Here is a 14,066-nt window from a genome sequence, read left to right as displayed (position 1 = left end):
CGGCCGCCGCGCCCGACCGCAGCCCCGCGCGTACTGACCCTTCGGGCAAGTGCACCGGCGTCCCGCATGAACGTTCGCCCCGGGTGGAAGACCTGACTCCGTCGGGCATCGCGACCACGGTCGGACGAAGGGAGCGTTCGTGATCCGCAGCGCACGGGTCGTCGTCATCGGGGGAGGGGTCATCGGGACGAGCATCGCCTACCACCTGGCGGCCGCCGGAGTGGACGACGTCGTCCTCGTCGAACGCGACGAACTGGCCTCCGGGTCCACGGCGAGGGCCGCCGGCGGGGTTCGCGCGCAGTTCTCCGACGAACTCAACATCCAGCTCGGCGCCCGGAGCCTGGAGGCATTCGGCCGCTTCCGGCGCGAACTCGGCCACGACATCGGCCTGCACCGCGTCGGCTACCTCTTCCTCCTGACGACCCCCGACGAGGTCGCCCAGTTCGAGGCGGGCGTCCAGCTCCAGAACGACCTGGGCGTGCCCAGCCGCATGGTGGATCCCGAGGAGGCCCGGCGGCTCTCCCCGCTGATCTCCACCGACGGCCTGCTGGCCGCGGCGTTCTCGCCCGACGACGGGCACTGCACCCCAGAGTCCGTGGTCCACGGCTACGCCGCCGGGGCCCGCCGCCACGGGGCGACCGTGCTGCGCAACTGCGAGGCCCTCGGCATCGAGACCTGGCGGGACACCATCACCGCGGTGGTCACCAGCAAGGGCCGCATCGTCACCGACACGGTCGTGTGCGCGGCCGGCGCCTGGTCCCGTTCCGTCGGCGCCATGGTCGGCGTCGACCTTCCGGTGGAACCCCTGCGCCGCCAGATCGCCGTCACCGAACCGGTCCCGGACCTCCCGCCGAACCTCCCCATGACGATCGACTTCACCAGCAGCCTCTACTTCCACACCGAGGGACCCGGCCTCCTGGTCGGCATGTCCGACCCCGACGAGCGCCCCGGCTTCGCCACCGACACCCACGACCGCTGGATCCCCCACCTGTACGAGGCCATGCGGCGCCGCGCCCCCTCCCTGCTGGACCTGCGCCGCACGGGCGGCTGGGCGGGCCTGTACGAGATCACGCCGGACCACAACGCCCTGATCGGCGAGGCCGGTTCCTGCTCCCGCTTCCTGTACGCGACCGGGTTCTCCGGCCACGGGTTCCTCCAGGGCCCGGCGGTCGGCGAGGTGGTCCGCGACCTGTACCTGGGCCGCGTACCCTTCGTCGACATCAGCCCCTTGACCGTCGACCGGTTCACGGCCGACGCGCTGCGCCCGGAGGCCAACCTCGTATGACCGATCTCCACTTGTGGCTCCGCCACGAGACCCGCACCACCGAACGTCGCACCCCGATCGTGCCGTCCGACGCCCGGCGGCTCGTCGAGAGCGGCGTACGGATCACCGTCGAGGACTCCCCTCAGCGGATCTTCCCCAGGGAGGAGTACGAGGAGGCCGGCTGCCAGATCGCCGATCCGGGCTCGTGGGTGTCGGCGTCGGCGCGCGCGGTGATCGTAGGCCTCAAGGAACTGCCGGACGAACCCGCTGAACTGACCCATCGTCATGTCTTCTTCGGGCACGCCTACAAGGGGCAGCCCGGCGCCGAGGCGCTGCTGCGCAGATTCGCGGCCGGGGGCGGGGCGCTGCTCGACCTGGAGTACCTGGTGGACGACCAAGGCCGTCGGCTCGCCGCCTTCGGCTTCTGGGCGGGCTATCTGGGCGCGGCCCTCGCCGTGCTCCACCACCGGGGCGCGCTCCGGGCTCCCCTCGTCCCCACCACCAAGGAGGCGATGGAGGCCGAACTCCGCGGCTCGCGAGGCGACTTGACCGCGCTGGTGATCGGCGCCCTCGGCCGCAGCGGCCGAGGCGCGCGGGTCGCCCTCGAAGAGGCGGGCGTCGAGCCGACCTGCTGGGACCTGGCGGAGACCCGCGACCTGGACCGGCCGGCCCTGCTGGCCCACGACTTGATGGTCAACACCGTCCTGACAACCAGCCCGGTCCCGCCGTTCCTGACGGACAAGGACCTCGACGGGCCGGACCGTCGGCTCCGCACCCTCTCGGACGTCACGGTCGACGTCGGCTCACCCATGAACGTCCTGCCGGTCTACGACACGACCACCGAATGGGACCGCCCGGTACGGCGGCTGCGCGAACACCCTCCGCTCGATCTCATCGCCATCGACAACCTGCCCTCCCTGCTGCCCCGCGAGGCGAGCACCGACTTCTCGGCCGCGCTGCTGCCGCAGCTGCTGGACTTCGAGACGAGTGGTGCCTGGGGGCGCTGCCTGGACCGATTCCGCCGGGCGAATGACGAACTGGGCCTCACAGAAAGGTAGTTGCCCGATGACCGAGGTGGTCCCCGCGAGCGGCACCGTCCACTGGGTCGGTGCCGGCCTGTCCACGGGCAGCGGCCTGGCGGCGCTGTGTGGCACCGCCGCGCGCGTACGGCTGTGGCACCGCACCGAGGAACGCGCCGCGCGGGCACTGGCCGCACGGGGACTGACGGGCCGGGCCGAGCCCCGTGCGTACACACTGCCCGCCCTCGCGGCGGACCTGGCCCCGGGAGACGTGGTGGTCTCCATGCTCCCGGCGTCGGACCATGCCCCGCTGCTCGCCGCCTGCGTGGGGGCGCGGGCCCACTTCGCCTGCTCCAGCTATGTCTCGGACGCGGTCCTGGAACAGGTACCGGCGGCCGGGGCGGCCGGCGTCACCGTCCTCACCGAGGCCGGCCTGGACCCGGGCGTGGACCACCTCTTCGCGCACAGCCTGATCGACCGGGCCACCCGGGCGATCGGCCCGGGGACCGCCGCCACGTACAGCCTCACCTCCTACTGCGGCGGTGTCCCGGCCGTCCCCAACGACTTCCGGTACCGCTTCAGCTGGGCCCCGGCGGGGGTCCTGAACGCCTTGCGCTCACCGGCCCGTTACATCGAGGACGGTGTCGAGACGACGGCCGACCGCCCCTGGACGGCCACCCGGCCGCACGTCGTCGACGGCGAGACCTTCGAGGCCTATCCCAACCGCGACAGTGTCCCCTTCGTCGCCCAGTACGGCCTGCCTCCGGCCTGGAGACCGAGCACCTTCGTCCGCGGCACCCTCCGTCTCGACGGCTGGCTCGCCGCCTGGGCCCCGGTCTTCGCGGAACTCGAACGCGGCGACGACCTGCGCACCGCCGAACTGGCGAAGGAACTGGCGGCGCGCCACCCGATGACCGACTCCGACCGCGACCGGGTCGTCCTCGCGGTCTCCCTCGACGTACGCGCCGACTCGGGCGAGCGGTGGTCCGGCCGCCACCTTCTCGACGCGACAGGCACCGAGGAGGAGAGCGCGATGGCCCGCCTGGTGTCCCGCCCCCTGGCCCTGGGGGTGGGACACATCCTGGACGGCTCGCTGCCGGCGGGGTTGAGCAGGGCGGCGGAGACGGGGGGAGCGGTCACAGGCGTGGCTCGCCGAACTGGCCGAGGCCGGTGTCGAGTTCACGGCGCGCATCGCGCCCCTTCAGGGGCGCGGGGAACTGCGCGAGGACCCCCACCGGACCCGCGGCTGAAGCACGGCCTCGTGAACCAACCGCTTCAACTCGGGATACACCGAGAACGACGACCGCCGCCGCACCTGCGTCATGAACTGCACCGTCAGGTCCCGCCGGGGATCCACCCAGAAGATCGTCGTCGCCGCCCCGGTCCACCCGAACGCCCCCAGGGAGGACGGGCACTCCGTCACCGCGGGGTCGACGACGACGGAGACCCCGAGCCCGAAACCGACCCCCACGTTCCCCGGCTGCCGGTGGAACGCGCTGCCGTACGTGTGGATGTCGGCACCGCCCGGCAGCTGATTCGTGGCCATCATGTCGATGGACTCGGCGGACAGCAGCCGTACGCCGTCGAGTTCGCCGCGCCGCCGCAGGAACTCGGCGAACCGATGGTAGTCCCGGGCGGTGGCGACCATCCCGCCGCTGCCGGACAGGAAGCGCGGCCGCCCGCGCACCGGGAGGCCGGGCACCGGCGCGATCGAGCCGTCCTCCTGCTCGCCGTACAACTCGGCCAGCCGCCCCGCCTGTTCGGGGGTCACCTGGAAGCCCGCGTCCGTCATGCCGAGCGGGCCGAGGATCCGCTCGGCGAAGAACGCGTCGAGGTCCTGCCCCGACACCACCTCCACGATCCGGCCGAGGACATTGGTGGAGACCGAGTAGTTCCACTGCGCGCCCGGCTCGAACTGCAGGGGCAGGCGCGCGTACTCCGCGATCGTCTGCGCCAGGGTGGCACCCGGCCGTACGGAGTTCTCCAGGCCCGCGTCCCGGTAGAGCGCGTCCACCGGGTGGTCGTAGTAGAAACCGAAGGTCAGGCCCGAGGTGTGGGTCATCAGATGGCGCACGAGGAGAGGCCGCTCCGCCGGGCGGGTCCGGACGTCGGCGCCCTCACCGGACTCGTACACGCGCGGCTCGGCGAACTCCGGGAGGTGCCGGGAGACCGGGTCGTCGAGCGACAGCCGTCCCTCCTCGACCAGTATCAGCGCGGCGACGGACGTGACGGGCTTGGTCATGGAGTACACCCGCCACAGCGTGTCCGTCTCGACGGGCAGCCCCGCCGCGCGGTCGCGCAGGCCGTAGGTCGTGAGGTGGGCGACGTGACCGCCGCGGGCGAGGGAGAGGAGGTAACCGGGCAGGCGCCCCTCCTCGACCTGGAGGGCGAGGTACTCGTCCAGGCGGGCCAGGGTCTTCGGGTCGAGGCCGGCCTCGCGCGGTTCGACCTCTCGGCGCAGTCGTTCCATGGTGCTTCTCCTCCGGTGGCCCGGGTCACGGCTCGCGATCGTGCTCGTCGCCTTCACGCTTCTTGTCTTCATCGTTCCGTACTGATCGCGTTCCATCCCTCGCGGGGCGGGCGGGTCGGGGCATTCGCAGAGCGAGAGGCGCACCCAGCGCGGCCGCACCGGCCAGGAGCAGCAGCGCCGGGCCCGTCCCGAGCGGCATGAGCGTGGTCGCGGCCGCCACACCGAGCGCCGGACCGACGTTCATCGCGGTCTGCTGAAGTCCGCCCGCGACCCCGGCCACCTCCTGCGGCGCGTGCCGTACGACGACGGCGGTCGCGGTGACCATCAGTGCGCCGAAACCGGCCCCGAGCAGCAGGAACCCGCCCCCGATCAGCGCCGTCGACGACCCGGGGCCGAGACGGGACAGCGTCAGCAGTCCGGCGGTGAGCAGCAGGGTCCCCGTGAGGGCGGTGGGACGGGCGCCCCACCGCCGCAGCAGGACGGCCGACAGCGGCGCCCCGAGCACCATCGTCACCCCGCCGGGCAGGGCCACGAGGCTGGTGCGCAGCGGGTCCAGGCCGAGCACGTCCTGGAGCACGAAGCTGCACACGAACAGCGCGCCCAGCATCGCCGCGGAGGCGGTCACCAGCACCCCGAGCGCCGCTCGCACGGGCGGCGAGCCCAGCACGGCGGACGGCAGCAACGGATCCGGGGTCCGCCGTTCGTGGCGGACGAGGACGGCCGCCGCGGCGACGGCGATCGACAGGACGAGCACGTCGGCGGCCGTCCAGCCGTGGTCCGGTACCCCGACCAGGGTGTGGACGAGGGCCGCGAGGGCCACGGCGAGCAGTGCGGCGCCCGGCAGGTCGAGGCGGGACGCGGGTACCGGCCGCGATCGCTGTGCCTCGGGATCGCGCACCGCCAGGGCAGGCAGGCCCATGAGCAGCGCCGGTAGGACGTTGAGGAAGAACACCGCCCGCCAGCCCACCTGCTCGACGAGCACCCCGCCGACCAGCGGACCGGCCGCCACCGCGACCCCGATGGCACTGGTCCGCAGCGCGATGGGCATGGCCAGCCGGTCGGGCGGGAACGCCGCCCGCAGCATGCCGAGCGTGGCGGGCTGCAACAGCGCGCCGAAGACCCCCTGGACCACCCGCAGAGCGATCACCCAGCCCACCTCGGACGCGCACCCGATGCCGGCGGAGGCCGCGCCGAACCCCAGCACACCCCAGGCGAACACCCGTCGATGCCCGAACCGGTCGCCCAGCCGTCCCGCGAACACCAACAGCGCGGCCACCGCGATCAGATACCCGGTGCTGGTCCACTGCACCTCGGTGAGGGAGGCGTCCAGGTCGCGCCGCAGGGCCGGCTGGGCGATCACCAGCACCGTGCCGTCGAGGGCGACGAGCACCGCACCGAGCACACTGGCCGCTAGGGTGAGACGGCGGGACGACGCGGACACGGGCCCGTGCCGGTCGGTCCCGGCCTCCGTCGTGGTGGCCGTGGTGGGGGCCGTCACCGCTCCTCGCTTCCCAGGTGCGCGTCCAGCGCGGTGTGCAGCAGGAGGGTGAAGTCGTCGGCTCCGGTGGTGAGTTGGAGGCTGCCCCAGGTCCAGAGCTGGGCGATGCCGTAGAGGTTCGCCAGCAGCGAGCCCGCGACGAGCCGCGCGTCGGCGTCGGGCCGGGCCCGCCCGACGAGATCCACCAACAGCGTGAACATCGGGAGACTGGCGTCCCGCAGCCCCAACGCGTTGCTTTCCAGCAGGTCGTGACGGAACATCAGCTCGTGCATGCCCCGGTTGGTGAGCGCGAAGTCCAGGTAGACGCGCCCAAGCGTCGCGATCTGCTCACGCGGCCCCACCGTGCCGTCCCCGAGCGCCTCGACCCCTCGGCCCGCCAGCTCCTCGAAACCCCGGCGCGCGATGGCCGACAGCAGCTCCAGGTGCGTCGGGAAGTACCGGCGCGGCGCCCCGTGCGACACGCCGGCCCGCCGCGCGATCTCCCGCAGCGACAGGGCCTGCACGCCCTCCGCCGTCACCAACTCGACCCCGACGTCGACCAGTCGGGACCGCAGTCCCGTGTTCCGTTCGTCCATGTCCACTGTCTACCAAGGTAAGTAGACACTGTCTACGGATTTGGTGGACGGCGTCTACCGCGATATTCGCTTGCCCGTCGGCGGCGCCGGTGGATGCAATGTCCGGCATGATCACAGGCGAGCCCAGCCCGGACCGTCACGCGGACGACGCCGGTGGACCGATCCTGGTCGGCGCACTCGTCCCCCTGAGCCCGCCCGGCTGGGTCGAGGCGGGCCGGCATCTGCTCGCCGGACTGGAGTTGGGCGTGCGCGAGGTCAACGACGCCGGCGGTGTCGCCGGCAGGCCTCTCGAACTGGTGGTCAGGGACACCGCCGCCGATCCGCGGCGGGTCTCTGCGGCCGTCGACGAACTCGCACACCTGGGCGTGGTCGCCCTGGCCGGGGAGTACCACAGCGTCGTCGCCCGCGCCGCGGCCGGCCGGGCCGACGCCCTCGGCCTGCCGTTCCTCTGCTCGTCGGCGGTGCTCGACGGGCTCACCGAACAGCCGACGGACTGGGTCGCGCGCCTTCCCCCGCCGCAGTCCCGGGGCTGGCGTATCTATGCCGACCACCTTCTGGCCGAGGGCCACCGCCGGGTCGCCGTCGTCACCCAGCCGAGCGTCTACTGGGCCGCCGGGACCGGCATCCTGCGGGACCACCTCGCCGCGTACGGCGGCACCGTCGTCGAACTCGACAGCGGCGCGCTCACCCTCGACGGCGTGTGCGACGCGCTCGTCGACCGGGGCGCGACCGCCCTGCTCCTGCTGGTCGGCCACCCGCAGCCGGCCGTGCCGATCGTCAGGGCCGTACGGCGTGACTGCCGCCTCGCCGACGTGCTGATTGGTGCTCCGGCCGGGCAGCCGGAGCTCGCCGACTGGGCGACGTCGCTGGGGGCCGACGGCGCCGGAGTTCCGTTCCTGAGCTATCAGCCCGACCGGCTCGGCCCCCTCGGCTCACGTGTCGGGACGGGCCTCGGCGATCGGCTGGGCGAGGCTCCCTCCTTCGTCGCCTTCGAGGGCTACGACACGATCGCCGTCCTCGCCGAGGCCATGCGCACGCACGGCACGGACCGGGCGGGCGTCGCCGCGGCCTGGCCGCACGTCACGGTCGAGGGCACCCGTGGCCGGATCGGCTTCTCCCGGGTACCGGGCATCGGTGTGTGGCAGTGGGCCGGGGCGCCGGTCCTGGTCGTGGACGGGGATCCGGCGGCACCGGGACGCCTGCGGGTGCTGCACAGGGGCTGAGCGTGAGCGGCCGCCGTACCCGGGGCGTATCAGTCCTAGGTTCTCGCGCGTTCGAGGACGCACAGCTCTCCGCTGTCGGGGTCGCTGATGTACGTCCACAGGACGGGGGCCCGCGACGTTCCCCGGGCCTCGTACTGGGCCGACGTTCCGTCCGGTGCGAACGTGAGGCGGACCGTGGAGACTGAGCTGTCCGTGTCGACGTCGGTGCCCATGGTGTGTTCCCAGGTGCCCGCGCCGGGGGCCGGGGAAGCGACGTCGTCGAAGTGATCGTCGTCGTTGTCGTCGAAGTCGCCGCAGACCTCGTTCGAGGTGAACGTCCCGTCCTCTTCGAACGTCAGTCGACCGCCCTGCTCGTCGACCCAAGATCCCCTGATCTCGGCCGTGCTCATGGCCAGGGGCTCGCCGTCAGGAATGGGGACCGACATCCGGCTGACGATCAACAGCGCGGCGAGCGCGCCCATCCCGAGCAGGAACAGCAAGCCGCACCCCGCCGCGCCGACGAGCGGAACGAGCAGCCCGATCCGCCAGCGGCGTCGGCGCGTCTCGGCCGAGGGCCACCCCTGCCACGGGGGAGGGGTGGTTCTGTAAGGGTCCTCGTCGCGCTTCACATGGTCCCCCCTGCTGTGGTGCCGCGTGGTCGCGGCGGTGTGATCATCATCCCGCCGAGCTGCGCGGGCCTTCGCCCGGGGGGCGCGCGGCACCGGCGACACGCGGGAGTCCCCGGCCACACCGCGTGGGTGTCCGGGGACTCGGGGCGGGGCCGGGCCGTAGCTCAGGCCGCGACGCGCTCCCGGTCGCTCTCCGTGTGCGGGGTGCGGGTGCCGAGGAGCTCCGTCGGGATCCTGTGGGTCTCGCGGGCGGTGAGCGCGGCGAGGACCGCCGGGACGCACAGCGCCGAGGTGAAGAGGGCCACGGCGAACCAGTCGTCGCCGTCCGGACCGGCGATCTGCGCGGCGAAGGTGACGGCGAAACCGGCGATGGCGAAGCCGATCTGGGTGCCGATGGCCATGCCGGACAGCCGGACCCGGGTGGAGAACATCTCGCCGTAGAAGGAGGGCCAGATGCCGTTCGCGGCGCTGTAGACGACACCGAAGGTGACGATGCCCAGGACCAGGACCAGCGGGTACGCGCCGGTGGAGATCGCCCACAGGTAGACGAACATCATCACCGCACTGCCGGCCGCGCCGATCAGGAACACCGGACGGCGGCCGATGCGGTCGGACAGCGTGGCCCACAGCGGTATGGCGCCGAGCGCGACCAGGTTGGCGAGCGCGCCCACCCACAGCATCGAGGAGCGGGACAGGCCGACCGACTCGCTCGTGCCGTAGGCCAGCGCCCACACGGTGAAGATCGTGGAGACCGAGGCGACCAGCGCGCCCGCGATCACCCGGAGCACGTCCGCCCAGTGCTCGCGCATCAGGATGGCCAGCGGCAGCTTGGCGACGCCCTCGGACTCGGTCTGCTGGGTGAAGGCCGGCGTCTCGTCCAGGGTGCGGCGGATGACGTAGCCGACGACGGCGACGGCGATGCTCATCCAGAACGGGACGCGCCAGCCCCAGGAGAGCAACTGGTCCTCGGGGAGCGCGGCGATCGGGATGAAGACCAGGGTGGCCAGCAGCTGCCCGCCCTGGGTGCCGCTCAGGGTGAAGCTGGTGAAGAAGCCGCGCCGGTCCGACGGCGCGTGTTCCAGCGTCATCGAGTTCGCGCTGGCCTGCTCACCGGCCGCCGATATGCCTTGCAGGACACGGCAGATCACCAGGAGGACCGGGGCGAGGGTGCCGACCTGGTCGCGGGTGGGCAGACAGCCGATCAGGAACGTCGACAGCCCCATCAGGATCAGCGTGAAGACCATGATCTTCTTGCGGCCGAGGCGGTCGCCGTAGTGCCCGAGGAACAGCGCGCCGATCGGCCGTGCGGCGTAGGCGACGCCGAACGTGGCCAGGGAGAGCAGGGTCGCCGTGGCCGGGTCGGACTCGTCGAAGAAGACCGTCGGGAAGATCAGGGCGGCGGCGCTGCCGTAGATGAAGAAGTCGTAGTACTCCAGGGCGCTGCCGATCCAGGCGGCCGTGGCGGCCTTCTTGGGCTGGCCGGGCGGTGCGGCGGGGACGGACACGGCGTGCTCCTTCGAGGGATCTCCCCCATGAGAGGGGGGTGAAGCGGAGGAAGGCAAGACAGGGCGGGACAGGTCACAACAGGGGGGAGGGGGCCGATCCCCGGGGGTGGTGGGACAGCCGTGCCGGGCACCCGGCTTAATTAACGCACTGGATAGTTAGTAGTGCTTGGCTACGGATGTTGCGCCGACGTTTCCCGGGTGTCAAGAGGTGCCGCCGAAGGATTTCGTCGCGGACGTGCGGGTGGCCTCAGTCCGCCGCGCGGTCCGCCGTCAGGTAGGCGATCACCATGTCGCCGAGCATCTGCCGGTAGTGGTCGCGGCGTCCGGCGTCGACCAGGTCGCGGCCGAAGAGGGCGCCGAAGGTGTGCCGGTTGGCGACCCGGAAGAAGCAGAAGGCGCTGATCATCGCGTGCAGGTCGACGGCGTCGACGTCGGCGGTGAACAGGCCGGACTCCTGGCCGGACTCCAGGATCCGGCGGATCACGTCCAGCGCGGGCGAGCCGATCTTGGCGAGCATCTCGGAGGAGGCGATGTGCTCGGCCTCGTGGATGTTCTCGATGCTGACCAGGCGGATGAAGTCGGGGTGCGCCTCGTGGTGGTCGAACGTCACCTCGGCGAGCCGGCGGATGGCCGCCACCGGGTCCAGGTGCTCGACGTCCAACTCCTGCTCGGTCTGCCGGATCACGGAGTACGCCCGCTCCAGCACGGCGGTGAACAGCTGCTCCTTGCCGCCGAAGTAGTAGTAGATCATCCGCTTCGTGGTGCGGGTCCGGGCGGCGATCTCGTCGACCCGGGCCCCGGCGAACCCGGAACGGGCGAACTCCTTGGTCGCGACGTCGAGGATCTCGGCCTTGGTGCGGGCGGCGTCACGGATCCGCCCGTTCGGTCGTGCCGGTTCTTCGACGCTGGTCATCGGGTTCCTTCGGGCGAGTGCGGCCGGTGCCCGTGATTCTAGGAGCTGCGGCGGCGGTCTTCCCTCGGGGAGGGTGCGGCTGCTATGACTAACGTACTAGTTCGTACATTAGATCTCGCCGGGAGGGCCGCTGTGGCCAAGGACTCGTATCTCGTCGGCCTCGTCGGCTCCGGCATCGGGCCGTCCCTCAGCCCCGCTCTGCACGAGCGGGAGGCCGACCGGCAGGGTCTGCGCTATCTGTACCGGCTGATCGACATCGACGACCTCGGCCTCGCCCCGGAGGCGGTGGGCGACCTGGTGCGTGGTGCCCGCGACCTGGGCTTCGACGGGCTGAACATCACCCATCCCTGCAAGCAGCTGGTCATCGAGCACCTCGACGGACTCGCCCCGCAGGCCGCCGCGCTCGGCGCCGTCAACACGGTCGTCTTCGAGGACGGCCGCGCCATCGGCCACAACACGGACGTCACCGGCTTCGCCGCGTCCTTCGCGCGCGGGCTGCCCGACGTCCCCCTGGAGAAGGTGGTGCAGCTCGGCGCCGGGGGCGCGGGCGCGGCCGTCGCCCACGCCACGCTCACGCTCGGCGCGGAGCACGTCACCGTCGTCGACGCGATGCCGGACCGCGCGGCGGACCTCGCGACCTCCCTCGACCGGCACTTCGGTACGGGACGGGCCGCCGCGGCGACGCCGGACGCGCTGCCGGCGCTGCTGGGGGCGGCCGACGGGGTCGTGCACGCGACGCCCACGGGGATGGCCGCGCACCCCGGGCTGCCGTTCGCCGCGGAGTTGCTGCACGCCGGGCTGTGGGTGGCGGAGGTGGTGTACCGGCCGTTGGAGACCGCGTTGCTGCGGGCCGCGCGGGATCTTGGCTGCGCCACGCTGGACGGGGGAGGGATGGCGGTGTTCCAGGCGGCCGACGCGTTTCGGTTGTTCACGGGGCGTGAGCCGGACGCTTCGCGGATGTTGGCGGACATCGAGGAGCTGGCCGGGGTCGCGGGCGCCCGTAACTAAGCGCCGCGACGGTCGGTCGCGCGCGTCGGCCGCGGGTTCGTCGTGGCTGGTGGCGCCCTCGCGGCGGAGCCGCACAATGTCACGCCCCGCGCCCCTTTCAGGGCGCGAGCCGGGTTTCTAGGAGTTCTGTATGCGTACATCCATCGCCACCGTCTCTCTCAGTGGGTCCCTCACCGAGAAGCTCGCCGCCGCCGCGCGGGCCGGGTTCGACGGGGTGGAGATCTTCGAGAACGATCTGCTGGCGAGTCCGCTCACGCCCGAGGAGATCAGGGCCCGCTGTGCGGATCTCGGGCTGAGCATCGATCTCTACCAGCCGATGCGGGACATCGAGGCCGTGCCGCCGGACCTGTTCGAGGCGAACCTGCGGCGGGCCCGGCACAAGTTCGAGCTGATGGGGAGGCTCGGCTGCGACACGGTGCTCGTCTGCTCCAGCGTCCATCCGCTCGCCAAGGACGACGACGCGCTCGCCGCCGACCAGCTGTGGCAACTCGCTTCTGTCGCCGAGGAGTTCGGCGCCCGGGTCGCCTATGAGGCGCTGGCGTGGGGGCGGCACGTCAGTACGTACGACCATGCGTGGCGCATCGTGGAGGCGGCCGACCATCCGGCGCTCGGGACATGCCTGGACAGCTTCCACATCCTGGCCCGGGGCTCCGATCCCAAGGGCATCGAGGACATCCCGGGCGAGAAGATCTTCTTCCTCCAGCTCGCCGACGCCCCGCTGATGGCGATGGACGTGCTGCAGTGGAGCAGGCACTACCGCTGCTTCCCCGGTCAGGGTGGCCTCGACGTCACCGGACTGGTCGGACACGTGCGGGCTGCCGGATACGACGGGCCGCTGTCGCTGGAGGTCTTCAACGACGTCTTCCGGCAGGCCGAGGCGGGCCCCACCGCCGTGGACGCCCACCGCTCGCTGCTGATGCTCCAGGAGGCGGCCGGCATCGCCGCGTTGCCGGAGCGGGTGGTGCCCACGGGCGTCGCCTTCGCGGAGCTGGTCACCCCCGACGCCGAACCCGTCGCCGCGCTGCTCGGCGCGCTCGGCTTCGCCCGCACCGCGCGCCATCGCAGCAAGCCGGTGGACCTGTGGCGGCAGGGCGAGGCACGGGTGCTGGTCAACACCGGCGCGGCGGCCCGGCGCGAGGGCACCCAGCTCGCCGCGATCGGACTGGAGTCACCGGACCCGGCCGGCGCCGCCCGCCGCGCCGAGGCCCTGCTCGCGCCGGTGCTGCCGCGCCGCAGGGCCGCCGAGGATGCCCCGCTCGAAGCGGTCGCCGCGCCCGACGGCACCGCACTCTTCTTCTGCGCGACGGACCGCCCCGGACTCCCCAGCTGGACCGGGGACTTCCGGCCCGTGACACACCCCGAGGCCGCGGGCCACGTCCACCGCGTCGACCACCTCGCGCTCACCCAGCCCTGGCACCAGTTCGACGAGGCGGCGCTCTTCCACCGAACGGTGCTCGGCCTCCACGCCAGCGACAGCGTCGATGTCGCCGACCCCTACGGCCTGTTCCGCAGCCGTCCGGTGACCAACGACGACGGCCGCGTGCGGATCGCCCTCAGCGTCGGCCCCGCGCCGACCGACGACACGGCCCGCGCCCAGCACATCGCCTTCGCCACGGACGACGTGGTCGCCGCGGCCCGCGCCTTCCGCGCGGCCGGGGGCCGGCTCCTGGCCGTCCCCGCGAACTACCACGACGACCTGGCCGCACGGTTCGAGTTCGCCGACGGCGAGCTGGAGACGTACCGGGAACTCGGCATCCTCTACGACCGTGACGCGGGCGGCGCGTTCCGCCACTGCTACACCGAGACCGTCGGCCGGGTCTTCTTCGAGCTCGTCCAGCGCGACACCGGGTACCAGGGCTACGGCGCGCAGAACGCGCCCGTGCGCCTCGCCGCCCAGCACGTCCGACGACCGGTCGGATGAGGGGAGCCGGAGGGACGGGAGGCGGAGGGGCGGGCGCCGTGGGCACGGGAGGTGCACGCACG

Annotated in this window: 11 protein-coding genes and 1 pseudogene; 6 read left to right on the top strand and 6 right to left on the bottom strand. The window is 72.5% G+C overall.

The annotated features are described in order from the left end of the window. Positions 1-139: 139 nt before the first annotated feature. The 3 genes and pseudogenes from P8T65_RS07525 to P8T65_RS07515 all read left to right on the top strand — a co-directional run bounded on the left by P8T65_RS07525 (position 140) and on the right by P8T65_RS07515 (position 3,533). The gene (locus tag P8T65_RS07525; protein ID WP_316724581.1) at positions 140-1,285 is read left to right on the top strand and encodes an FAD-binding oxidoreductase; all 1,146 of its coding nucleotides are present in this window, start codon (positions 140-142) and stop codon (positions 1,283-1,285) included. After that, on the top strand, positions 1,282-2,322 hold the full coding sequence (locus tag P8T65_RS07520; RefSeq protein WP_316724580.1) for a saccharopine dehydrogenase: 1,041 nt from the start codon (positions 1,282-1,284) through the stop codon (positions 2,320-2,322). Before P8T65_RS07525 ends, P8T65_RS07520 begins: the two co-directional genes overlap by 4 nt. Before the next feature lie 7 nt (positions 2,323-2,329). After that, a pseudogene (locus P8T65_RS07515) lies at positions 2,330-3,533 on the top strand (saccharopine dehydrogenase family protein). Here the strand turns inward: P8T65_RS07515 and P8T65_RS07510 are convergent. Genes P8T65_RS07510 through P8T65_RS07500 form a run of 3 tightly spaced genes read right to left on the bottom strand, consistent with a single transcriptional unit; the run spans position 3,485 to position 6,826 of the window. Then, positions 3,485-4,753, bottom strand: coding sequence for a serine hydrolase domain-containing protein (locus P8T65_RS07510; protein ID WP_316724579.1), 1,269 nt, complete (start codon positions 4,751-4,753; stop codon positions 3,485-3,487). The pseudogene P8T65_RS07515 and the gene P8T65_RS07510 overlap by 49 nt on opposite strands. A 25-nt stretch (positions 4,754-4,778) precedes the next feature. After that, complete coding sequence (locus P8T65_RS07505) at positions 4,779-6,194, bottom strand: MFS transporter (protein WP_316731513.1); 1,416 nt, start codon at positions 6,192-6,194, stop codon at positions 4,779-4,781. A 53-nt stretch (positions 6,195-6,247) separates the two neighbouring features. After that, positions 6,248-6,826, bottom strand: a complete 579-nt coding sequence (locus tag P8T65_RS07500; protein WP_316724578.1) for a TetR/AcrR family transcriptional regulator — start codon at positions 6,824-6,826, stop codon at positions 6,248-6,250. A 107-nt stretch (positions 6,827-6,933) separates the two neighbouring features. On the opposite strand from P8T65_RS07500, the gene P8T65_RS07495 reads away from it, so the two are divergent. Continuing rightward, positions 6,934-8,049, top strand: a complete 1,116-nt coding sequence (locus P8T65_RS07495) for an ABC transporter substrate-binding protein (RefSeq protein ID WP_316724577.1) — start codon at positions 6,934-6,936, stop codon at positions 8,047-8,049. A 35-nt stretch (positions 8,050-8,084) separates the two neighbouring features. Here the strand turns inward: P8T65_RS07495 and P8T65_RS07490 are convergent, their stop codons facing one another. From P8T65_RS07490 to P8T65_RS07480, 3 genes are all read right to left on the bottom strand, one after another. Continuing rightward, positions 8,085-8,657 carry a hypothetical protein gene (locus P8T65_RS07490; protein ID WP_316724576.1) on the bottom strand — a complete coding sequence of 191 codons (573 nt, stop codon included), beginning with the start codon at positions 8,655-8,657 and terminating at the stop codon, positions 8,085-8,087. 164 nt (positions 8,658-8,821) lie between these two features. Continuing rightward, positions 8,822-10,162, bottom strand: coding sequence for an MFS transporter (locus tag P8T65_RS07485; RefSeq protein WP_316724574.1), 1,341 nt, complete (start codon positions 10,160-10,162; stop codon positions 8,822-8,824). A gap of 247 nt (positions 10,163-10,409) precedes the next feature. Then, positions 10,410-11,075: a TetR family transcriptional regulator gene (locus P8T65_RS07480; RefSeq protein WP_184901772.1), complete on the bottom strand. Its 666-nt coding sequence runs from the start codon at positions 11,073-11,075 to the stop codon at positions 10,410-10,412. A 132-nt stretch (positions 11,076-11,207) separates the two neighbouring features. On the opposite strand from P8T65_RS07480, the gene P8T65_RS07475 reads away from it, so the two are divergent. Both P8T65_RS07475 and P8T65_RS07470 read left to right on the top strand, forming a co-directional pair. After that, a complete protein-coding gene (locus P8T65_RS07475) occupies positions 11,208-12,083 on the top strand; it encodes a shikimate dehydrogenase (protein ID WP_316724573.1) in 876 nt (291 codons plus the stop codon). A gap of 130 nt (positions 12,084-12,213) precedes the next feature. Next, entirely contained in the window at positions 12,214-14,004 is a 1,791-nt protein-coding gene (locus tag P8T65_RS07470; protein WP_316724572.1) for a TIM barrel protein, read from the top strand. The last annotated feature ends 62 nt before the right edge of the window (positions 14,005-14,066 follow it).

Origin of the sequence: Streptomyces sp. 11x1 (assembly GCF_032598905.1) — a bacterium.
Lineage (GTDB): Bacteria > Actinomycetota > Actinomycetes > Streptomycetales > Streptomycetaceae > Streptomyces.
The sequence above is the reverse complement of the archived record's forward strand: the minus strand, read 5'-3'. Positions and strand labels throughout refer to the sequence as shown.